Here is a 22,150-nt window from a genome sequence, read left to right on the forward strand (position 1 = left end):
TGTTACTGGCCCTTAGAAACAGAGGTTGTTGCATCGTTTGCCTGGGCAATCTGACGAATTTCCTGGGCAAGCTCTTCTTCTGCGCTCAGCCCGCCATTCCTTACTAAAGGGTTGGGACAGACACCACGCAAAAAGCCTATGCATTTGATCAGGTGGGACACACCGGCCAAAGCCAATAGGGCAAAACCGACGGGGATCAGTAACTTGACGGGCCAACGCACCAAGCCACCCGTATTGGAGGACTGCTCGTTCAGTACATAGGACTGCTCAAAAAACGGAATAGAGAGCCAAAAAATCAGCAAGGTTGCGGGCAAAAGGAAAAAGATCACGCCAAGAATATCGATCCAGACCTGAACACGCGGCGGAAAACGTTCCGCTAACGCATCGACCCGTACATGTTCATTCACAAAGAAGGTATAACCAGCCGCCAGCAAGAAAATGGCACCGAACAAATACCACTGCAATTCCAGCCACTGATTGGAGCTGACGCCATACACCTTGCGAACGATGGCGTTAATCGCACTGACCAACACCACGATCAGGGTTAGCCAGGTCACGGACTTACCAACGACCGTATTCAGACGGTCGATCAAACTAGACAATCGTAAGAAAAATTTCATGGCCTTGCTCAGGATATGGTCGCCTTCTGGATTCGCTTGTGGCTAATGCCAGAAGGTGGTCGGCCTTATACAGATAAGAATGTAAGAGAAGAAAATGGCTTCACATTTTATACGATTGAAACATGTGAGGCCGGTTCAGATACCGGGGATAAACCCTTTAGAAATACGCTAAATCATCATTTTTTTTCAGGCCGTTTCACCAAAACGCAATCCACTTAACTCATAGAGCAAATCGTAGGGATTGCTGGCGGGAATCCCAAACTGCTCAGGGTAATCCACCCCGGCCAAATACAGGCCACTGGCATCGAACGTCGGGGCCGATAGACGGCGATCCCGCTGTGCCAATAAATGCAACACCCAATCAGGCGGCTGACGGCCTTGGCCGATATAAATCAGCATGCCCATCAGATTGCGAATCATGTGATGCAAAAAAGCATTGGCGCTGAAACGGAACAGGAAAAAGTCGCCCTGCTGTTCAATCTGGATCTGCGACATGGTGCGCACCGGACTGGCCGCCTGGCACTGTGAGGAACGAAATGCACTGAAGTCGTGCTCACCGACCAGATGATGGGCCGCCTCGCGCATCAAGGCCAGATCCAACGGGCGGTACACCCAGGCAATACGGCCATGCAATAAAGGAGAGCGCACCCGATGCTGACGCAACAGGTATACGTAATGACGACCTTGGGCCGAGAAGCGCGCATGAAAATCTTCCGGCACTTCACGTGCCCATTGCACGGCAACGGAATCCGGCAACAAGGCGTTCAAGCCGCGCACCCATGACTCCAGGCTACGCTCGGCAGCCGTGTCCAGGTGAACCACTTGATTGAGAGCATGAACGCCGGTGTCGGTGCGACCGGCGCAGATCGTAGAAACAGGCTGGGCCGTAAAACGGCCCAGTGCCTGCTCCAGAACATCTTGAACGGTGTTGCCGCCGGCCTGACTTTGCCAACCCAGCCAAGGCGTCCCTTCATAGCAGACACCCAGTGCGATACGTCTCATGGTGGGTTTGCCTTACTGACGCACGGGAGGCTCATCCGAAGGCGGCTGATCCAGATCCAAATTGATTTTTTCCAGTTTTTCCCGAACCATCGCTTCACTGACGGGTGCGGGGGAATCATCGCCGTGGCGATTTTCGGTATTGGCACGGCGCAAAACCCAGGTCACCAGGGCCACAATCAACGCCAGTACTACGGCCATCACGGCCAACATATGTTCTTGAATCCAGGACACGGTCTTTTTTGCCTTGTTAACTGCACCGGCCATCGTGCCCTGCTCGGGCTCGGATGGCACGGAGATCGCTCCTGCCACGGCGGCAGAAGAAGCGGCGCCTGCAGCGCCAGAATGCGTATCGCCGGTAGCAGCATCGCTGCCGGCATCGCCCAGACCCAGCTCTTGTGCCGAATCCAGGATTAAGTCTTTAGCAGCTTCACCTTGAGACTGCAAGGCACGGCCCAGGGTGGAGACATTCTCTTCCAATTGAGACACACGATCGCCCGTCTCGCGCAGTTGATGCTGCAATTGCTGCTTGGCGTCACGGGCTTGCGTCCCGGCCGACAAGAGCAAACGATCCTGGCCGTGGGCCTGAGTACCCGACTGGCTCGAACCGCTTTGCGCCACACCCTGGGAAGCATCAGCCTGATCCTGCCCCTCCTGCGCAGCAGAACGCAAGGCCTGGGCCTGATCAACATACAAGCGGCGGGCTTGGGAATCGTCCATGGACAACATGGTCGCCGCATCAGGAATCTGTAGAGTTTTGCCCGCTTTCAGGCGGTGCATATTCTGATCGATGAAGGCATTCGGGTTCTGCTTTTGAACCGCCATCATCCACTGATAGGCACTGACACCGTCCTTGGCATGGCGACGTGCCAAAGCATGCAAGGTATCACCTGATTTCACGCGTACCGTGCTTTGAGCCTGCCCATTGGATGGCGTGGCCGAACCGGAAACCTGTACCGACACAGGCGCCTGACGGCCTGCCCGTGCTTGAGTCACCGCTTTCACGGCCACCGGGGCCGGAGCCAGAACACTGACCTGATGCAGGAACTGCCCACTATCACTTTGAATCTGCAAGAGCACATCGGCCACAGACCCCGAGAACATCTGCTCAGAGGACAGCCGAATGCGCCGCACTTGCCCCTGCGCGTCACGCTCGATCACGGCTTTTAAAGAATTCAGATCAACCGGAGGGGTCAAGCCAGCCTGTTGCCAGGCCGACAAGGGGGCAGGCGCCACTTTCAGGGACAGGCTTTCCTCAGGGCTGATCTGTCGAATGCCCACATCCAGCTTGAAAACCTGATTCGGAGCCGACACCAAACGACTATGACCAATCTCCAAAGCGGAAACCGGCGCAGCCGCCAGCATCCCGGCCACGAGCAGGGCCGAACCCAGCGTACGTACAGGATGCAGACGGCCAGCCATGATTAGAGCTCGCCCAAAGCAATACGCAACATACGACGCAGCGGCTCAGCTGCGCCCCACAGCAACTGGTCGCCAACGGTGAAGGCACTCAGGTACTCGGGACCCATGTTCAGCTTGCGCAGACGCCCCACGGGGATGTCCAGTGTGCCGGTCACGGCAACCGGAGTCAGCGAGTCTACTGTGGCTTGACGCTCGTTGGGCACGACTTTGGCCCACTTGGAACCTTCAGCCAGGATATCGGTGATCTCGTCCAATGGCACATCACGAGTCAGCTTGATGGTCAGAGCCTGACTGTGGCAGCGCATGGCACCGATACGCACGCACAGACCGTCGATAGGAATATGTTTATCCTGTGCACCACGGCCCAGGATCTTGTTGGTTTCCACGCCGCCCTTCCACTCTTCACGCGTCATGCCATTGCCCAGGTCGGAGTCGATCCAGGGGATCAGACTGCCGCCCAGGGGGACGCCGAAGTTTTTCTGAGGCAGATTAGGATCGCGCTGCGTCTGCAAGACACCACGGTCAATATCCAGAATGGCCGATGCAGGATCGTCCAGCAGGCTGGAGACGGACTGGTTGATCAGACCGAACTGCGTCAGCAGCTCGCGCATGTGCTGTGCACCACCGCCCGAAGCGGCCTGATAAGTCATGCTGGTCATCCACTCAACCAGATTCTGGTTGAACAGCCCACCCAGGCCCATCAGCATGCAACTGACCGTGCAGTTACCGCCGATGAACTGCTTGCCACCGTTGGCCAGCGCCGCATCAATAACAGGACGGTTGATCGGGTCCAGCACGATCACGGAGTTTTCGTCCATGCGCAGCGTGCTGGCCGCGTCAATCCACAAACCATTCCAGCCGGCAGCACGCAGCTTGGGATAGATCTGGCTTGTGTAATCTCCACCCTGGGCGGTCACAATAATGGGCAGCTTTTTCAAAGCGTGAATATCGTGGGCGTCCTGCAAAGGGCCAGCGCCGTCAGCCCACGAGGGAGCTGCGCCGCCAGCATTGCTAGTCGAGAAAAACACCGGCTGAAAAAGGGAAAAATCGCCTTCGTCGCGCATGCGCTGCATGAGCACGGAGCCCACCATCCCACGCCAGCCGACCAAACCTACCGCTTGAGTCATAGTAGTACCACCTGGATATATAAAAAAATAAAACGATAAAAGATACTATCGCAAAGCCTTGAGCACTGCATCCCCCATAGCACTGGTGCTCAGCAATTGGCAACCGTCTTCGTAGATGTCGCCGGTACGCAGACCTTGTTCGAGCACGCTGGCAACCGCCGCTTCGATACGTTTGGCCTGGTCTTCTGCATTGAGCGAGTAGCGCAGCAACATGGCAGCGGACAAAATGGTGGCCAAAGGATTGGCCTTGTCCTGGCCGGCGATATCGGGTGCCGAGCCGTGGCTGGGTTCGTACAAACCTTGCTGGGATGCGTTCAGAGATGCCGAGGGCAACATGCCAATGGAGCCTGTCAACATGGCCGCTTCATCCGATAGGATATCGCCAAACAGGTTGCCTGTGACGATCACGTCGAATTCTTTTGGTGCGCGCACCAATTGCATGGCGGCATTATCCACATACATATGGCTCAGCTCCACGTCCGGATAGTCGCGGGCCACATCAATCATGATGTCGCGCCAGAACTGAGACGTTTCCAGCACATTGGACTTGTCCACGCTGCACAAGCGTTTTTGACGCTTTTGTGCGGCCTGGAAACCCACGTGGGCAATACGGCGCACTTCGCTTTCGGCATAGTGCATGGTGTCAAAGCCCTGACGCTCGCCAGCGAAGTTGCCCTCTTCCACAGTACGCACGCCACGAGGCTGACCAAAGTAGATGTCGCCCGTCAGTTCACGCACAATCAGGATATCCAGACCGGACACAACTTCTGGTTTCAGCGTGGAAGCGTTAGCCAACTGTGGGTACAAAATAGCGGGACGCAGGTTGGCAAACAGGCCCATGGCACGACGCAGACCCAAAATGGCTTGCTCTGGACGCAGATGACGCTCCAGCGAGTCGTATTTCCAGTCGCCCACGGCACCGAACAGCACAGCGTCGGAGTGTTGAGCCAGACTCAGTGTTTCAGGTGGCAACGGGTGGCCGTGCACATCATAAGCGGCGCCGCCCACGGGAGCCACGGTCATTTCCAGATCCATGCCCAGAGCGCCTAGCACGCGCTGAGCCTGTTCAGTAATTTCGGGACCGATGCCGTCACCGGGCAATACTGCAATTTTATGAGTCATGATAAGTAGGACGTAAAAATTAGAGAATAAGAGTGAAGAACTCCGGCCTGATGGCCGGAGCATCTTGGCCGCCATACGAAGGCAGCCACAGCGAGGCTTTTACAAAGGGCCTGCAAGCAAGCTCAAGGCTGGCCAACCAGCCAGGGGTGACGAGCCAGACGTTCGGCTTCGTACTGACGGATCATGTCCGCTTTCTGCAAGGTCAGACCAATTTCATCCAGGCCATTCAAGAGGCTGTGCTTGCGCGAGGCATCAATGGTGAATGGCAACTCCCGACCTTCAGGCGTGATGACGCGCTGCTCGGCCAGATCAATACGCAGCTTGTAACCGGGGAAGGCTTTGACTTCATCGAACAGTCGGGCAACATCCAGCTCGTTCAGGACAATAGGCAGCAAGCCGTTCTTGAAGCTGTTGTTGAAGAAAATATCGGCAAAGGACGGCGCGATAATGGCGCGAAAACCGTATTGCATCAAAGCCCAGGGAGCGTGTTCACGGCTGGAGCCACAACCAAAATTCTTGCGCGCCAGCAGCACGGAAGCACCCTGGTAGCGGTCCTGGTTCAGCACAAAGTCCGGGTTCAATGGGCGGCGGGAATTGTCCATGCCAGGCTCGCCGTGGTCCAGATAGCGCAATTCATCAAACAAGTTGGGGCCAAAGCCGGTACGTTTGATGGATTTGAGGAACTGCTTGGGGATGATCAAGTCCGTATCCACGTTCTCCCGATCCAAGGGAGCAACCAGACCTTCATGAGTAGTAAATGCTTGCATGGTGTGGATTTCCTCAGTTGAACGAACGCACGTCGACAAAATGGCCAGCAATAGCGGCAGCGGCCGCCATGGCTGGGCTGACCAAGTGGGTGCGACCGCCCTGCCCCTGACGTCCTTCAAAGTTACGATTGGAGGTCGAAGCACAACGCTCGCCGGGTTCCAGACGGTCAGCGTTCATGGCCAGACACATGGAGCAACCAGGCTCACGCCACTCAAAACCGGCGTTCAGGAAAATTTTGTCCAGACCTTCTTGCTCGGCCTGACGTTTCACCAAGCCAGAGCCGGGAACAATCATGGCCTGCTTGACGTTGGACGCCACTTTGCGACCCTTGGCCACGCTGGCGGCCGCACGCAAGTCTTCAATACGGGCATTGGTACAGGAGCCGATGAACACGCGGTCGATACGAATATCGCTCAAGGGCATATTGGGCGTCAGACCCATGTATTCCAGGGCACGCTCCATGCCGTTGCGGGCAACCTCATCTTTTTCTTTCTCAGGATCGGGTACGCGACTGTCGATAGGCAGCACCATTTCAGGTGACGTGCCCCACGTTAACTGAGGGGTGATCTGACTGGCGTCAAGACGGATCACGCGGTCAAACTCGGCACCTTCGTCGGTATGCAAGGTGTTCCAGTACGCTACGGCCTGATCCCACAACACGCCTTTGGGCGAGTAAGGTCGGCCACGCAAGTACTGAATGGTTTGCTCGTCCACGGCCACCATGCCCGAACGTGCACCGGCTTCAATCGCCATATTGCACACCGTCATACGGCCTTCCATAGACAAGGCGCGAATCGCCGAGCCGCCGAACTCAATGGCATAGCCGGTACCACCCGCAGTACCAATCTGACCGATCACGTACAGAATCAGGTCTTTGGCGGTACAGCCAAAAGGCAGCTTGCCATCCACCTGGATCAACATGCTTTTGCTTTTTTTCATCAGCAAAGTTTGAGTGGCCAGCGTGTGCTCCACTTCCGACGTACCGATACCAAAAGCCAAAGCGCCCACCGCACCGTGCGTACTGGTGTGGGAATCACCACACACCACGGTCATGCCGGGCAAGGTGGCGCCCTGCTCGGGGCCAACAATGTGCACAATGCCCTGACGCACGTCGTTCATGCGGAATTCGGTAATGCCAAACTCTTCACAGTTGGCGTCCAGGGTGTCGACCTGCAGGCGCGAGATCGGGTCTGTAATGCCATTCTGGCGGGAGGTAGTAGGAACATTGTGGTCCGCCACCGCCAGGTTGGCACTGATGCGCCACGGCTTGCGGCCGGCCAGTGTCAGACCTTCAAAGGCCTGGGGGCTGGTCACTTCATGCAGCAAGTGGCGATCAATGTAGATCAAACAGGTGCCATCCGTGTCCTGATGCACGACGTGTTCATCGAACAGCTTATCGTATAAGGTTTTTGCCATTGCGCTCTCGCGATTCAGTTAAGACTACAACCCGCACAAAGCAGGCCGCATATAAATTTTTTCTTATTATGACAGGCGCAGTAACTGGGACAAGGCCAGTTACTATCCTAGTATTGGAACTACCAGGATAGTAACGGGTCAGACGGTACGCGAACGGCACCCCCTATCCCCTGCGTGCAACTGACCCTGACGGATGTGTCGCATTAATGGCTAGGACTTTAATCATGCATAATCCGTCAGTAAAGCCAGTAGCCTGGAGAAAGGCTGCCTCCCCTTGTCTTACTTTCAATTGGATACGCCATGAGCGCACTTCGTCTTCCCTACGACACCCTGTCTCCCAAAGCTTATCAAGGTCTACTGCAAACGAAACTGGCATTGGACAAAAGCAGCCTGGGCAAAGAGTTGATCGAACTGGTCAATTTACGTATTTCGCAAATCAATGGCTGCTCCTTTTGTCTGGAGATGCATGCCTCGTCCCTGCGCAGCTCAGGCGTGGCCAATGCCAAGATAGACAGCCTGGCAGGTTGGCGCGTTAGCGCGCACTTCGACGAACGCGAACGTGCAGCCTTGGAATGGACGGAGTCGGTGGTGGGTATCGCCCACAGTCATGCCCCCGACGAGCACTTCAAGCCGTTGAAAGCCCATTTCAGTGATGAAGAAATCTCGGACCTGACTTTTGCAATTGCCCTGATGGGCGCCTTCAACCGTTTAGCCATCAGCATGCGCAAGTAATACCCATGAAAAACGCCCTCAATCCTGAGGGCGTCATCGGTACTGGCTTAAGTCATTTAAAAATCAGTTTTCACGGCTTAGGGGCCTGCTGATACAAGGGCATGACCCGCTCCGAGATTGCCTGTAAATCTGCAATCCGGGTTGAAGAAGCCGGATGGGTAGACAAAAATTCCGGCTGACTTCTGCCCTGCTCCAAGGCGCCCATCTTCTGCCACAAAGTCACTGCCGCACGCGGGTCGTAGCCAGCACGCGCAGCCAGTTCAACGCCAATCAAGTCCGCTTCGGACTCATGGGTACGGCTATTGGGCAGCTCAAACATCACTTCGCTCAGCGTACCTCCCAGATCGTTCACCGCTTGCACGCCGGTCAGGGCGGACAAAACAGTCAAGCCAAAAGACGTCGCCATTTTTTGGGAAACCTGCTCACGCGAATGCTCACGCAAAGCGTGGGCCATTTCATGGCCAATGACGGCGGCCAGTTCCGCGTCAGTAGGCCGAATACGTTTAATCAGGCCACTGAAAACCGCCATCTTGCCACCCGGCATGCACCAGGCATTGACCTCGTCCTGATTGATGACATGGACCTCCCAGTTCCAGGAGCGCGCATCGGCCCGAAAAACACCGACTTGATCAATCAAGCGTTGAGCAATCGTTTTGACCCGACGAGTCTGGGTCGCATCCGTATCCAGCGCCTTTTGCTGCCGAGCCTGAGACAGCACCTGGGCATAATTCTGGGCAGCCACCTGATTCAGCTCGGCCTCGGACACCAGATTGGAAATGAACTGTTTGCGCTCAACACCTACAGCGCCGCCTTGCGTAGTCTGCACCGTGGCGCAACCTGTCATGACCAGAATCAGACCGGTCACAACAACGCGTTTTACTGTCGCAATACCTTTCATGATCAGCTCCGACACACAAACCTGACAAGAAAATGCAGTGCTATGCCTCTGCGCAAATGCTTAAACTCAGACACCACACTGCGAACGGTGACGCAGGCAATGGTCCATCAACACAATCGCCAGCAAGGCTTCAGCAATGGGGGTGGCACGAATGCCCACACAAGGATCGTGACGGCCCAGAGTCTGGACCTCGACCGCTTCACCGGCACGGTTCACGGAAGGGCGCAGGGTGCGGATGCTGGCGGTAGGCTTGATCGCCAGGGAAACCGTCACGGCCTGCCCCGAGGAAATACCACCCAGCACGCCACCGGCCTGATTGGTCTTGAAACCATCGGGATACAGCGCATCACCGTGCTCCGAGCCTTTTTGCGTAATGCAGTCAAAGCCAGCCCCAATGGACACACCTTTAACGGCATTCAACCCCATCATGGCGTGGGCGATATCGGCATCCAGACGGTCGTAAATAGGTTCACCCCAACCAGCAGGCACGCCTTCGGCCACGACTTCAATGCGGGCACCAATGGATTCGCCTTCTTTGCGCAGCTCATCCATATAGGCTTCCAACTGCGGCACGACGTCCAGATCCGGCGCGTAAAAGGGATTCTGCTCGACCACATCCCAGCTTTTGAACGGAATGGCGACAGGGCCCAGTTGGCTCATATAGCCGCGAATCTTCACGCCGAAGTGCTCGGCCAGCCATTTTTTGGCAATCGCACCGGCAGCCACGGTAGGCGCGGTCAGGCGAGCCGAAGAACGGCCACCGCCACGCGGGTCGCGGTTCTCGAACTTCTTCCAGTAGGTGTAATCCGCATGGCCGGGGCGGAAAGTGTCCAGCAGATTGCCGTAATCCTTGCTACGCGCATCGGAATTGCGAATCAACAGGCTAATGGGCGTGCCCGTGGTACGGCCTTCGTAAATGCCGGACAGGATTTCCACCTGGTCGGGCTCACGGCGCTGAGTTACGTGGCGCGAGGTGCCAGGACGGCGGCGATCCAGTTCAAACTGAATATCCTGTTCAGACAGCTCCAGGCCCGGAGGGCAGCCGTCGATCACTGCGCCAATCGCTGGACCATGAGATTCGCCGTAATTCGTGACGCGAAAGCTTTTACCTAGAGTATTGCCGGACATAGAGAGAGTGAACGCAAAGAAATGAGGAAAAATAAAAGACAGGCACGATTATGGCATTGTTCCCGAATCCGGACATGCCCTGGACCGCGCCCGATCTTTCAGGAAGAACAACTGACGGCCAGCTCCGCACTGCCTTCTGGCGGCGGCATGGCATAGGCCTCAAAACCGGCCCGCTCGGTATAAGGGTCGCGCAGCAACATCAGCATGGTGTCGATTTCACTGGCGTCGTCCTTGGCAGCGGCCTGAATGGCCTGCTCGGCCAAGTGGTTACGCAATACATACAAGGGATTGACGCGATTCATGGCCTCACGCTGCTCGGGCGTATCGGAACCATCCAAGGCAAGACGCTGGCTATAAGCCTGCCACCAGGCCTGGGCCTGATCCTCAGAACCTTCAAACAGGCTCAAGAAAGCGTCGGGCGCCTTGCTGGCCTGGGCCAGAGCACGAAAGGACAAGGTAAAATCTGCCCCGCTGTTGTGCAGCAAACGCCACCAATCATCGACCAGTTGCGCATCATCGGCCTGCCAGGTGCGCAGACCCAGCTTGGCCTGCAAATTGGCGTGATAGCGATTCAGAAAACTGGCTTCAAACGTCTGCAAGCGCTCTTTTACCGCATCGACGTCCGGATCCAGCACCATCAAGGCGCTGGCCAGGCGGTACAAGTTCCAATGCACAATCGCAGGCTGTGCATTCCAGGCGTAACGACCTTGATTGTCGCTGCGATTGCAGACGTGATTCACACGGAATCGGTCCATGAAGCCGTACGGGCCATAATCAATGGTCAAGCCCAGAATGGACATATTGTCAGTATTCATGACACCGTGGCAAAAACCGACGGTTTGCCAGTCGGCCACCATCTGGGCGCTGCGGTGCGTCACTTCCTGCAAAAAGCGACAGACACGTTCCTGCTCCGAATCGCCTTCGACCAGCAATTCCGGATAGAACTCGCGCAGCACATAATCCAGCAACTCTCGCACACGCGTGGCGTCGTTAGCCCAATGCTCGAACGAGCCAAAGCGTACAAAGCTGGGGGCAACACGGGTCACAATCGCGCCCGTTTCCACGGTTTCCCGGTACACAGGCGTATCCGAGGTAACCAGGGCCAAGGCCCGGCTGGTCGCAATGCCCAAACCCGCCATCGCTTCGCTGGCCAGATATTCGCGCACACTGGAACGCAGCACGGCACGGCCATCGCCCATACGGGAGTACGGGGTTTTACCGGCGCCCTTCAACTGCAATTCCTGCGGGCCCGTGGGGGTATCGATTTGCCCCAGCAAATGTGCGCGGCCATCACCCAATTGCCCCGCCCAGACACCGAATTGGTGGCCGCTATAGACAGCCGATACCGTCAGGCCACCCGGCAAGGGAGCCTGGCCGCTGACCACATCCAGAAATTCCGGCTCCCCCAAACGGGAGATATCCAGGCCCAGTTGCGCCGCCAATTCCTTATTGACGTGCAGCAGGCGCGAATTGGCCAGAGGCTGAGGCGGAACAACGGTGTGAAAGGCAGAAGGTAAATCTGCAAAACGATGCGCGATGGTCAAGCCATCAAACAAGCTGGACATACCGCCTCCTTAGGCTGATTTGGCGGCTTTGGCAGCCTCGGCCTTTTCGGCCTTGCTACGCTGCTTGGCTGCTTTCTTGGCAGGCCAGAGATAGAAAATGGCGCAGAAATAATAAATCAGGGACAAGACAATTTCGGCAATCGCCCAGGGCAACACGTCTGCCACCGGATCCGACCAGGCACGCATAACCCCTTCTGCGAAATACAGCAGAATCATCATGGAGGTCCATTGCAGGGTATACAAATTGCCCTTGAGCACGCTGCGCAAGGGCAGCACCAAAGGAATCACTTTCAGCACCAGCCAGGAGCCGCCGGGTTTCAAGGGCGCAAAATGAAGCTCCCAGGCCAGGCACAAAGCAATCAAGGCGACCAAAGCCAGGGCCGCCACTCGATGAAGTATGGGGTTTAAAGGTTCATGCATGCTGTTATTATCACCTGAACCCTGTCGAAAAGCAGCGTCCGCCGCATCAAACCGCTATGAAAAACGACGAGAACCCTCCTATGTCCTCTGAGCAAGCTGAACAAACAGACTTGAATCCAGAAAACACCGCTCCTGCTTTGCAGCAGGAGCCCGCGCCCACTGCCAAGCATCACTTTTTAAGTGTGGCGCGCTTTGCCATCAAGCGGGTGGCTGAAAAAGATCTGATGAAGGTGGCCTCCAGCCTGACCTACACCACGATCCTGGCCATTGTGCCCATGCTGACCGTGGTGCTGGCCCTGTTCACCGCTTTCCCCCTGTTTCAGGAATTTGAAAGTGCTCTGGAAGGATTTTTGACCCGTAATCTGATGCCCGAGGTGGTATCAGAAAACATCATGCTGTATCTGAACCAGTTTGCCGCCAAAGCCTCCGGCCTGACGGCGGTAGGCAGCTTGTTCCTGATTGTCACGTCCATCATGCTGATCATGACGATTGACGAGACCTTCAACAATATTTTCCAAGTTCATACGCAGCGCCCTTTGGGCCAGCGCCTGCTTGTGTACTGGGCCATTATTTCGCTGGGCCCCATTCTGACAGGTGCCAGCCTGTGGGCCACCACCATTCTGGCGCGGGAGTCCTTAGGGTATATCGGCGACTTGTCCGGCATTGTGTCCTTCGCCCTGGCCTACGTGCCTTTCCTGTTTACTGCCCTGGGGCTGACAGCACTGTTCATGTATGTGCCCAACCGCCGTGTATGGTGGCGCGACGCCCTGATCGGCGGAGTAGTCACGGCCGCCTTGCTGGAATTGATGAAAGCCGGTTTCGCCTTCTACCTGACGCGCTTTCCCACCTACACGATTATCTACGGTGCCTTTGCCATCCTGCCGATCTTCCTGCTGTGGATTTACATCTCCTGGCTGATCGTCCTGCTGGGCGCCTCCATGGTGGCGATTCTGCCCGACTGGCGTGGCCGCAACTGGGTCAAGACCAATGTGCCCGGCATCGCCTTTACCGATGCGGTGAACCTGCTCTATCAGCTATGGCTGAACCGTCAGAATCAGCAGGGACTGAGCATACGTGAACTTAGCCACAAGCTGGAACGCGACCCGGACGAGCTGTACGGCATTTTATGCAAGCTCAAGTCCATGGGGCTGATTGCGGATACCCAGCAAGACAATGACGAACAGTGGGTCCTGAGTTGCGATCTGCGCCAGGTCAGCCTGAAACAACTGACCAAGGCATTTCTGCTGGACCGCGCCCATACCCACGAGGGTCCGCTAGAATATGTATTCAATTATCTTTCTCAGTTTTTCGATCAGCGACTATCCAATCTGGAAGAACTGTTTGAGTCGCCGCAAGGCATTCTGACAGGACAACCAGCCATACTAAACGCCGATCCCGGTCAGGAGACCCAGTATGCTAAAAGTCAGTGAAATCCTGCGTGTCAAGGGAGACACGCTTTATACAGGCACCCCCGAAATGACCGTCGAAAAAGCGGTACAGAGCATGAGCGAACTGGATATTGGTTCGCTGGTGATCATGGAACATGGTCAGTTGGTGGGTATGTTGACCTTTCGCGAGATCATTCGCCACTGGCACGCCCAGGGAGACAAAGCCCAAGGCTTCACGGTGCGCAGTATCATGGATGACGCCCCCGTCAGTGTTACCCCCAACACCAGCGCCGACGAAGTGCAGCGACTGATGCTGAACAACCACGCACGCTACATGCCCGTCATGGACGGCCCGGTGCTGATGGGGGTTATTTCCTTCTTTGATATGGCGCGTGCCATTGTTCATGCCCAGCAGTTCGAGAACAATATGCTCAAAGCCTACATCCGCGACTGGCCTACCGATTCCGAGCAGGCCAGCGCACCCTGACCCACCCACGCCAGCCGCCCTTACTGTTGGCGCTGCAATTGCTCCCAGGCCTGCGCAAGCAGGCCTGGATCGTTTTTAGCCAGCCAATTGTGATCGGACAAGGTACGACGCCACTGTCGTGCGCCCTTCTTGCCGTGCGGCCAGCCCAGCATGCTCTTGATCACAATACGTAACGGCACACCGACCTGAACATAGTGCCGGGCATAAGCAATCATCTGCTCCACCACAGTGTCCTCGTCCATCACGGAATGCTCAGGCCACAGGCGACGATGAATCTCACTTAATACCGCTGGCGTATGCCAGGCGGCGCGACCGAGCATTACGCCATCGAACTGTTGTTCCAACTCGACTGCCTGACCAGGTTCCTGAATACCACCATTCAAAATGAACAGCGCCTCGGGAAAATCCTTTTTCAGTTGCAAAGCCACGTCATAGCGCAGAGGCGGAATCTCCCGATTGTCCTTGGGCGACAAGCCTTTCAAGACCGCATTGCGGGCATGTACTGTAAAGACACGGCACCCGGACTCGAACAGCATACCCACAAAGTCCCGCACAAAATCATAGGACTCGTTGTAATCCAGCCCCAACCTGTGTTTGACGGTAACAGGCACCGATACAGCATCCTGCATGGCTTTGACGCAGTCAGCCACCAGTTGCGGCTCATTCATCAAACAGGCACCGAAAGCACCTTTTTGAACCCGCTCAGAGGGGCAGCCGCAGTTCAGATTAATTTCGTCATAGCCCCACTGCTCACCTGCCAGGGCACTGGTGACCAAGGCGTCCCGGTCACTACCCCCCAGTTGCAAGGCTACCGGATGCTCGGCCTGATCAAAATCCAGATGGCGTGCCTGATCACCGTGCGTCAGCGCACCCGTCGTGATCATTTCCGTAAACAGCAAGGCGCGCGGCGCCAGCAGACGATGAAAAAAGCGGCTGTGGCGGTCAGTCACATCAATCATGGGCGCCACACTCAAACGCCACATCTGGCTGTCCGGCATCACAAAATTAGTCATAAACAGGGAGCAAAAGGCCTGACGGCAGGCTTGGTAAAAAAGGAAAACGCCCATTTTAATGGTTTCAGCCGGCCACAGGACAAAGATAAAGCGCGGTAAATCGCGGCAAGGCCCCAAAAATCTGGCGCACTAGTCTAAAATCAGCCGTTTGACCTACTCGCGCGCCTAAAAATGCGCCAACAACCGGATTCTCACTGAAAGCATGGCTGTTTTTACTTCTGTCAGCGAACTTGACGCCCGCGAACTACTGGAACACTACACACTGGGTGAGTTCGTTTCCTTACGAGGCATTACCGCCGGCATTGAAAACACCAACTACTTTCTGAGCACCACCCAGGGCGAGTACGTTCTGACTTTATTTGAAGTCCTGACGCTGGAACAACTGCCCTTCTACATCGAACTGATGCACCATCTGGCCGCCAAAGGGGTGCCGGTGCCCGAGCCCATGACCCGCCGCGATGGCAAACGCATCTGTGTCATGCATGGCAAACCCTGCTCGATTGTGACGCGTCTGCGTGGGGGCTACGAGCCCGAGCCTACGGTGGAACACTGCCGCCAGATCGCCCGCACCCAGGCCCAGGCTCACCTGGCCGCTCAGGACTTCCCCCTGGAGCAGCCCAATCTGCGTGGCTTGAGCTGGTGGAAAAGCACCGTACCCCAAGTCCTGCCCTTCCTGGATGCCAGCCAGTCCGAACTGATTCAGGCGGTTCTGCACGAACAAAGTAACTTTGCCGACAGCGATACCTACCGCTCCTTGCCCCAAGGCCCGGCCCACTGCGACCTGTTCCGCGACAACGTGCTGTTTGCCGGCACCTCGGAAGCGCCCCAGATGGGCGGCATCATCGACTTTTACTTTGCCGGTTGCGACACCTGGCTGTTTGACGTGGCTGTGGCTGTTAACGACTGGTGTATCGACCGTCTGAGCGGTGCCCTGAACCAGGAAAAAGCCCAGGCCTGGCTGGAATCCTACGCCCAGGTGCGGCCCTTTACCGAAGCTGAGCACAGCGCCTGGCCTATACTGATCCAGGCCGCCGCGCTGCGCTTCTGGATCTCGCGCCTGTACGACTTTTATCTGCCCCGCCCCGCTCAAACTCTGAAGCCGCACGACCCGCGGCACTTTGAGCGTGTGCTGCGCCAGCGTCGCGACCATGCTGTACCGGCGCTCCCTCGATAAATACGGATACTGATATGCAAGCTGCCAAGCTCCCCTTTCTTTACGGGTGGTACTGGATTCAGGAAGGATTGCGCTTGTTCAAGCTGCAACCGGCTGCTCTGTTCTTCTGGAGCCTGATCACCTCCATCCTGATCAACCTGAGCAATATTTTCCCCATCATCGGCCAGATGGTGCTGATCGTGCTGGTCCCGACCATGACCTTCATCATCCAGAATGCCTGTCGCCGTATTCATAAGGGAGAAGTCATCCGCCTGGGCATGTGGAGCGAACCCTTAAAGCCTGCCCCGGTACGTAACCGTTTGATCAAGCTGGGCTTTATTTACCTACTGGCCTGCCTGGTCGTCGGCTTTGTGGCGACCTTCCCTTTTGTGAATGAGCTGTCCCAGTTGATGGACAACAGCAATGCCACTCCACAAGAAGTCATGGCGGCCTTTCGCAAGCCTATTATTTTGTTCTTCGTACTGTACCTGGGCCTGTCCGCCCTGTTCTGGCACGCTCCGGCGCTGGTAGGCTGGCATGCCATCCCAGTCAAGCAAGCCCTGTTCTTTTCCATGGTTGCCTGCTGGCGTAACAAGGCCGCCTTCCTGCTGTACGGCCTGTGCTGGGCGGCTGCCTTTTTCGCCATCCAAACCTTGGGCGGGCTATTACTGGGGGCCGGTTTAAGCCCAGGCACGGCGACCATGGTGCTGACACCTATCAACCTGACCATGGCCGCCATTCTTTACGCCAGCTTCTACCCGGCTTACCGCAGCGTATTTGGTGATCCAGCAGGCAACACCCAGCCAAACTAAACACGGTTCAGCCCTGCACCGCCTCCTGTTTGCCGTATCTCCTGCAGGGCGGCCACCCAAGGGTAAAACTGCTCCGGTCTGGATAAATAGCCGACCGGAGCTTCCAATACCGACCGCGCCCTTCTATGCCAACGAACTGCCCCTGGCAATACTGCCGGACAGAATCTCAAGGGCTGATCATTTTCATCCAGAAAGCAGATATCCAGAGCCTGGCGCATTCCCCATAGATGAACCGCTCTGCAAGGCCGCAGCCACACAGCAGTTGTGAAACCCTTGTTCTTTGGAAGGGCATCCCAGCCGCGCCAACGGGCCAAGAAAGTATGGGCGTCGAATACATACAGGGGCTGGGGTTGCGCCTGCTGCAGCGGCTGTTTGATCAGTACTGATATGGTCATCCCCCTAGCCTCCCCCTGCCAACCAAGGGCCTAACAGACTCATGGCAATCACCAAAAACGTGCAGGGAAAAATGCATACGACCAAAGGAGCCAGCAAATAAACGGGTAGTTTGAGGGCTCTTTGCTCGGCTTCCAGGTGTAAATGACTACGCAGTTTTTCTGCTTGAGAACGCAGCAACAAGGCCAAGGACAAACCCGTGTCCTGCGCCAGCTCCAAAGACAAGGCCAACTCCTCCAACTCTGCCTGCCTGAAGCTCAAAGCGACATTACGCATCGCTTGCGGCAAACGCCGTCCTGCTCGAACCTCGCCCTGTACCTTGTTCAAGCTGATCAGCAAACTACCTTGCGGTAGGGCCTCCGTTGCCCGTGCCCAGGCCTGCTGCAAACCCAGCCCGGACTCGACAGCCAGCACCAGCAGATCCAGAAAGAACGGCAAATCCCGGCGGCAGCGGGAATGATGTCGGCGCTGCAATTTTTTTCCCCGCGAAATAGCTTGCAATACGCTCAGGAAGAAACCCATCACAACCAACCCTGCCAGCTCCAGCAATGAAGCCCCCTGAGTCAACAAAAAAGCACTGACAAGACTTGAGAGCAATCCAGTCAAGGCCACACGTTTGCTTAAAAACTCCCGTACCTCCTTGGCATACGAACCCCATAATCGCTCGGGCCACTCATGTACAAAAGGCAGGGACAGGCAAATATTCAAAGCTCTGGAAAACGGAGCTTCCCACGCCTGCCAGGCCGCCTGCCCCAAACTGCTGCCCCCTTGCAGCAAAAGCAGATATCGGCCACGCCAAGCCCAGAGGAGCGCGATCAAGAACAAGGCCGCACTCAGGGCAGAGAGCATCCAGATCAATGCGAGCATACTCACCCCTCCCCGCGCAGAATCACTTGCATCCACCACAGCCCTATCACCAGCATGGCCACTAGCGCCCCCGCCACCCAAATGCCTAATGTGTTGAACCAGGCTTGCTCAAATGCCGCGGCATCCAGAAGGTATAAAGCTCCCGCCACAAAACCCGGCAAGCAGAACATGATTCGCGCCTGCAAACGAGCCTGAGCAGTCAAGGCAACGATCTTGTCCTCGATCGTCAGACGCGCTCGAATGGTTTGCGCCAATATCTTCAATCGCTCCCCCAGCCCCGCCCCTGTACTCTGGCCCATCTGTAAGGCGCTGACCAGCATGGCTAGTTCTGGCACAGACACTCGGTCCACGAGATCCCGATACAAATCCTTGGTATTCACCCCCAAACGCTGCTGGCGCAAGAGCAAGCGCAACTCTTGTCCCAAAGGTGCAGGCAAGGATTGAGCCAACTGTTGCAAGGCCGCTTGCAACGCCAAGCCTGCTTGCAAGCTCAAGGCCAACGACAGCACAAAGTCCGGCAATTGTCGTCGTAACTTTTCCAGGCGTCGCCGTGCCAGCCCGCGCAGAAGCACTAAAGGCGCTGCCGCAGCCAACAAGACCACTATCGCGGCCAGCCAGAACGACTGCATCAGCCACCACGCCGTCAGAAAGATCAGAGGCAATAAGGCCCAGGCCCCAACAGCCAGATACTGGCTGCGTACAAAGACAAAATGCGACTGCAAGCTCTGCTCGGACTGCTTAAGCAGTTGCTGTCTATAGCGCGTAGCAAGCCCCTGTCCTGAACGCAGCAGCACATACGCCAAAGCGGTGGTGCCCAAGACAATCAGCAAAACACTTAACAATCTCATGCTTGCCCCTCGGGTGGGGAAACATACTTCGACCGCAAACCACTGGCAGCAAAACCAAACTCCGGGCGATAGCTGTACAAGGTTTGCAGTTGAATACGCTGCGCCTCGATGCCAGTCACCTCCACAATCTCGTGAACCAAACGCTTGCCATCGGGCAAGCGGCTCAACTGCACAATAATGTGCAAAGCCCGCGCGATATGCTCTCGCACAACCAGCAAAGGCAAATCCAGACCAGCCATCAAGACCATACCTTCCAAACGTGACAAGGCATCTCGCGGGGTATTCGCATGCAAGGTCCCCATCGATCCCTCGTGGCCGGTATTCATGGCCGACAACATGTCGAAGGCTTCTGCACCCCGGCACTCCCCCACCACAATCCGGTCTGGCCTCATGCGCAAGGCTTGTCGCAACAGACTCCGTATATCCACCTGCCCCTGACCTTCTGCATTCGCAGGCCGTGACTCCAAAGCCACCCAATTGCTGTGCTGCAACTGTAATTCGGCCGCATCTTCCAGGGTAACGATTCGCTCGCCTGAATCAATGCACGTGCTAAGCATATTCAGCAGGGTGGTTTTACCTGTACCCGTTCCACCCGAGACCAGAATATTGCAGCGCCGCTGCACCGCCTGTTGCAGGAAAGCAGCCATCTCCGGTAACAAACTGCCCGTCTGCAACAGATCCTCCAGCCCCAGGCGTCGTTTGGGGAACTTGCGTATGGTCACGCAGGTTCCTTTGACCGCAATGGGTGACAGTACCGCATGGAAACGCGAGCCATCCGCCAAGCGCCCATCCACTGCGGGCGAGCTGATATCCAGCCGTCTACCCAAGGGAGCCAGAATGCGGTCAATAATCGCCCGCAAGGCCGACTCACTGCTGAACACCAGGGGATGGGCCTGGAGCCGCCCCGCCTGCTCAACAAACACCCGGTCGTAATGGTTAACCATGATCTCCGAGACCGAAGTATCGGCCAACAAGGGCTCCAGAGGTCCCAAACCCACCGCTTCGGCACAAACACTGGCTTGCAATCTGGCCTGCTCATCCTTGGGAACAGCGCATTGGGCCTGGATCAGGCGCCCCAGACAGTCGAAAGCTTCCTGTTCCAGCTGCTTGTCGCTTACACGGGACAAGTCCCGACGCTCCAGCTCCAAAGCACTTAACAAGGCCTGATGCAGACGTTGCTGCTCTTGTCTGAACAACTCACTATCGGATACTGAAAGATCTGCTTGCCCTGCCGTAAAGAAGCCCTGTTCACCTTGTACAGTCTGTCGCGGCTCCTCCATGAGCAAAGACGGTGGTTCGGAGGTTTCCATTGGACACTCCTGGTTCGGAACAGCCATCTCACTTCGCGGCTGAACCGCCTGCCCAACGCCAGTAATCCGCAGCTTGAACCCGCCCAGCACCAGCACATCCCCCAAGCGCAAGGGCCCATCGTCATATACCCGTTTGCCGTTTAGTTGCACCCCTGTCAACGAGCCATGATCCTGGATGTACACTGCCCCCGCTCGTTGCAACAGACTGGCATGTTGACGTGCGATACGCCAGGATGGCAGAACAAGATCACAGGCAGGATCACGCCCTATCAAGGCAGGCAAACTGACCGTGCAGGGGCGCGCCGTCCCCAGCTCCGACTCAAGCTCAAGGTTCAACACGAAACACCTCACTATCGGGTTCTACCCATTGCGACCAAGCGTCTTGCCTTGCCCCCTTGGGGAGAGCACGCACAGGCGTATTCAGTCGTGGGGCATCCGGAAATGCTTGATCCAACCACTGCGCAGCATTCGCCTGCCTGGCCAACAAATCAGGATGTTCGGCCGCTACCAAGGTCGGGGTCACAAAAACCGCCAACTCCGTTTCCTGCCGAGCAAAGCGTTCAGAACGAAACAAGGCGCCCAACACGGGCAAACTGGCCAGCCCCGGCAAGCGATCCACATGCCGGGACTCTTCCCGCGAAATAAACCCTGCCAGCACCAGGGTCTGCCCAGAACGCACATTGAACTCGGTCGAGGCTCGTCGAGTCTTCAAAGACGGCCCGGCAGGTTGAGACAAGCTGGCATCAACAGAGCTGACTTCGACCTCGATCTGTGAGCGCACCAAGCCACCACGCTCCACTCGCGGCACAATGCGCAGCGAAACACCGTAAGGCTTGAAACTGGTCTTGCTGTTTCCCTTGTCGTCCGTGGTGGTGTAAGGCAACTCGCCCCCGGCCAGAAACTCGGCTTGCGAACCACTGCGTGCCAACAACTGCGGTTGCGCCAGCACCACCGCATGCCCCTCCTGAGCCATGGCCTGAACGCGAGCAGACATCAAGGCGCCAACACCAAAGAACGCCGCCCCCTGTTTGGCAGGAAAAGCCAAGGGCAAAACAGCTTCACCCGGTCTATCCAGAAACTGATGAGTGGCCCCATCCCAGGCGCCGCCCATACTCAAGCCGCCTTGGGAACTACCGTCCCAGCGCACTCCCAGCTCCCGCAGGCTGTTACGTGGTACCTCGACGACCTGCACATCCAGCAAGACCATCGGTTCCCAGCCGTCCTGCTGCGTGAAATCCAGCAATTGAGGGTGCTCCTGGCTTAAAGCCTGAATGCGTTGCTTGTCCTGATCACTCAGCCTTTCTCCTTCCAATACCAACTTGCCACCCAATTCACTGATACGTAGCTCAGGAATACGCTCCAGCAAACCACGTAGCTCCGCCAAGGTTTGCCTCTGGTTTTCGGGTGACACCTCAACGTGGTAGGACTGGCTTTGCCCGGAATGAGACCAGACTTGCACCACCGTGCTGCCCGTCTTGCGTGCAAACAGAATCAGCTCGCCCGATTCCGTGGTGACAGCGTGAACAATGTCACCGTCGCCGACCGCCACCCGCTCCACCTGCGTATCAGGTAGAACCATCAACTCACCGACTTGTAGCCCCAAACCCTGGGCCTGACTTTGCAAACTTGCACTACACAGGGCTCCAGACAGCACACTCATAG

The 22,150-nt window shown here is 56.5% G+C and carries 21 protein-coding genes; 5 read left to right on the plus strand and 16 right to left on the minus strand.

What is annotated here, in order from left to right; translation table 11 throughout:
* Positions 1–2: 2 nt before the first annotated feature.
* The 7 genes from ACDI13_RS00800 to leuC form a co-directional block, all read right to left on the minus strand.
* Positions 3–620, minus strand: a complete 618-nt coding sequence (locus ACDI13_RS00800; protein WP_316988655.1) for a TRAP transporter small permease subunit — start codon at positions 618–620, stop codon at positions 3–5.
* A 186-nt stretch (positions 621–806) separates the two neighbouring features.
* Positions 807–1,622, minus strand: coding sequence for a tRNA pseudouridine(38-40) synthase TruA (gene truA / locus ACDI13_RS00805; RefSeq protein ID WP_316988656.1), 816 nt, complete (start codon positions 1,620–1,622; stop codon positions 807–809).
* 12 nt (positions 1,623–1,634) lie between these two features.
* Positions 1,635–3,041 carry a FimV/HubP family polar landmark protein gene (locus ACDI13_RS00810; RefSeq protein ID WP_316988657.1) on the minus strand — a complete coding sequence of 469 codons (1,407 nt, stop codon included), beginning with the start codon at positions 3,039–3,041 and terminating at the stop codon, positions 1,635–1,637.
* A gap of 2 nt (positions 3,042–3,043) precedes the next feature.
* Positions 3,044–4,168 carry an aspartate-semialdehyde dehydrogenase gene (gene asd / locus ACDI13_RS00815; RefSeq protein WP_316988658.1) on the minus strand — a complete coding sequence of 375 codons (1,125 nt, stop codon included), beginning with the start codon at positions 4,166–4,168 and terminating at the stop codon, positions 3,044–3,046.
* A gap of 45 nt (positions 4,169–4,213) precedes the next feature.
* Entirely contained in the window at positions 4,214–5,290 is a 1,077-nt protein-coding gene (gene leuB / locus ACDI13_RS00820) for a 3-isopropylmalate dehydrogenase (RefSeq protein WP_316988659.1), read from the minus strand.
* Positions 5,291–5,412: 122 nt separating this feature from the next.
* Positions 5,413–6,057 carry a 3-isopropylmalate dehydratase small subunit gene (leuD, locus tag ACDI13_RS00825; RefSeq protein ID WP_230017937.1) on the minus strand — a complete coding sequence of 215 codons (645 nt, stop codon included), beginning with the start codon at positions 6,055–6,057 and terminating at the stop codon, positions 5,413–5,415.
* 13 nt (positions 6,058–6,070) lie between these two features.
* Positions 6,071–7,474, minus strand: coding sequence for a 3-isopropylmalate dehydratase large subunit (leuC, locus tag ACDI13_RS00830; RefSeq protein WP_316988660.1), 1,404 nt, complete (start codon positions 7,472–7,474; stop codon positions 6,071–6,073).
* A 300-nt stretch (positions 7,475–7,774) separates the two neighbouring features.
* On the opposite strand from leuC, the gene ACDI13_RS00835 reads away from it, so the two are divergent.
* Positions 7,775–8,206 carry a carboxymuconolactone decarboxylase family protein gene (locus ACDI13_RS00835; RefSeq protein ID WP_316988661.1) on the plus strand — a complete coding sequence of 144 codons (432 nt, stop codon included), beginning with the start codon at positions 7,775–7,777 and terminating at the stop codon, positions 8,204–8,206.
* Between the two features lie 70 nt (positions 8,207–8,276).
* Here the strand turns inward: ACDI13_RS00835 and ACDI13_RS00840 are convergent, their stop codons facing one another.
* From ACDI13_RS00840 to ACDI13_RS00855, 4 genes are all read right to left on the minus strand, one after another.
* The gene (locus ACDI13_RS00840; protein ID WP_316988662.1) at positions 8,277–9,104 is read right to left on the minus strand and encodes a M48 family metallopeptidase; all 828 of its coding nucleotides are present in this window, start codon (positions 9,102–9,104) and stop codon (positions 8,277–8,279) included.
* A gap of 66 nt (positions 9,105–9,170) precedes the next feature.
* Complete coding sequence (gene aroC, locus ACDI13_RS00845; RefSeq protein ID WP_316988663.1) at positions 9,171–10,232, minus strand: chorismate synthase; 1,062 nt, start codon at positions 10,230–10,232, stop codon at positions 9,171–9,173.
* Positions 10,233–10,330: 98 nt separating this feature from the next.
* The gene (locus ACDI13_RS00850) at positions 10,331–11,797 is read right to left on the minus strand and encodes a protein adenylyltransferase SelO family protein (RefSeq protein WP_316988664.1); all 1,467 of its coding nucleotides are present in this window, start codon (positions 11,795–11,797) and stop codon (positions 10,331–10,333) included.
* A gap of 9 nt (positions 11,798–11,806) precedes the next feature.
* A complete protein-coding gene (locus ACDI13_RS00855) occupies positions 11,807–12,217 on the minus strand; it encodes a DUF2069 domain-containing protein (protein WP_316988665.1) in 411 nt (136 codons plus the stop codon).
* Between the two features lie 80 nt (positions 12,218–12,297).
* Here ACDI13_RS00855 and ACDI13_RS00860 point away from each other — a divergent pair, with 80 nt between their 5' ends.
* Both ACDI13_RS00860 and ACDI13_RS00865 read left to right on the plus strand, forming a co-directional pair.
* A complete protein-coding gene (locus tag ACDI13_RS00860; RefSeq protein ID WP_316988666.1) occupies positions 12,298–13,647 on the plus strand; it encodes a YihY family inner membrane protein in 1,350 nt (449 codons plus the stop codon).
* A complete protein-coding gene (locus tag ACDI13_RS00865; protein ID WP_042481058.1) occupies positions 13,631–14,092 on the plus strand; it encodes a CBS domain-containing protein in 462 nt (153 codons plus the stop codon). The genes ACDI13_RS00860 and ACDI13_RS00865 overlap by 17 nt, the downstream gene beginning before the upstream one ends.
* A gap of 20 nt (positions 14,093–14,112) precedes the next feature.
* Here the strand turns inward: ACDI13_RS00865 and dusA are convergent, their stop codons facing one another.
* The gene (gene dusA / locus ACDI13_RS00870; RefSeq protein ID WP_316988667.1) at positions 14,113–15,105 is read right to left on the minus strand and encodes a tRNA dihydrouridine(20/20a) synthase DusA; all 993 of its coding nucleotides are present in this window, start codon (positions 15,103–15,105) and stop codon (positions 14,113–14,115) included.
* 202 nt (positions 15,106–15,307) lie between these two features.
* Here dusA and ACDI13_RS00875 point away from each other — a divergent pair, with 202 nt between their 5' ends.
* Together ACDI13_RS00875 and ACDI13_RS00880 are read left to right on the plus strand one after the other, a co-directional pair.
* Positions 15,308–16,279, plus strand: coding sequence for a homoserine kinase (locus ACDI13_RS00875; protein WP_316988668.1), 972 nt, complete (start codon positions 15,308–15,310; stop codon positions 16,277–16,279).
* 14 nt (positions 16,280–16,293) lie between these two features.
* The gene (locus ACDI13_RS00880) at positions 16,294–17,070 is read left to right on the plus strand and encodes a BPSS1780 family membrane protein (protein ID WP_316988669.1); all 777 of its coding nucleotides are present in this window, start codon (positions 16,294–16,296) and stop codon (positions 17,068–17,070) included.
* A 399-nt stretch (positions 17,071–17,469) separates the two neighbouring features.
* Here the strand turns inward: ACDI13_RS00880 and ACDI13_RS00885 are convergent, their stop codons facing one another.
* From ACDI13_RS00885 to ACDI13_RS00900, 4 genes are read right to left on the minus strand one after another with little or no spacing between them, the layout of a single operon-like run.
* On the minus strand, positions 17,470–18,330 hold the full coding sequence (locus ACDI13_RS00885) for a type II secretion system F family protein (protein ID WP_316988670.1): 861 nt from the start codon (positions 18,328–18,330) through the stop codon (positions 17,470–17,472).
* 2 nt (positions 18,331–18,332) lie between these two features.
* A complete protein-coding gene (locus ACDI13_RS00890) occupies positions 18,333–19,178 on the minus strand; it encodes a type II secretion system F family protein (protein ID WP_316988671.1) in 846 nt (281 codons plus the stop codon).
* Positions 19,175–20,824, minus strand: a complete 1,650-nt coding sequence (locus ACDI13_RS00895; RefSeq protein ID WP_372372601.1) for an ATPase, T2SS/T4P/T4SS family — start codon at positions 20,822–20,824, stop codon at positions 19,175–19,177. The genes ACDI13_RS00890 and ACDI13_RS00895 overlap by 4 nt, the downstream gene beginning before the upstream one ends.
* Positions 20,814–22,148: a pilus assembly protein N-terminal domain-containing protein gene (locus ACDI13_RS00900; RefSeq protein WP_316988673.1), complete on the minus strand. Its 1,335-nt coding sequence runs from the start codon at positions 22,146–22,148 to the stop codon at positions 20,814–20,816. The genes ACDI13_RS00895 and ACDI13_RS00900 overlap by 11 nt, the downstream gene beginning before the upstream one ends.
* Positions 22,149–22,150: the final 2 nt, after the last annotated feature.

It is taken from the genome of Alcaligenes faecalis (assembly GCF_041521385.1).
GTDB classification, from domain to species: Bacteria; Pseudomonadota; Gammaproteobacteria; order Burkholderiales; family Burkholderiaceae_B; genus Alcaligenes; species Alcaligenes faecalis_E.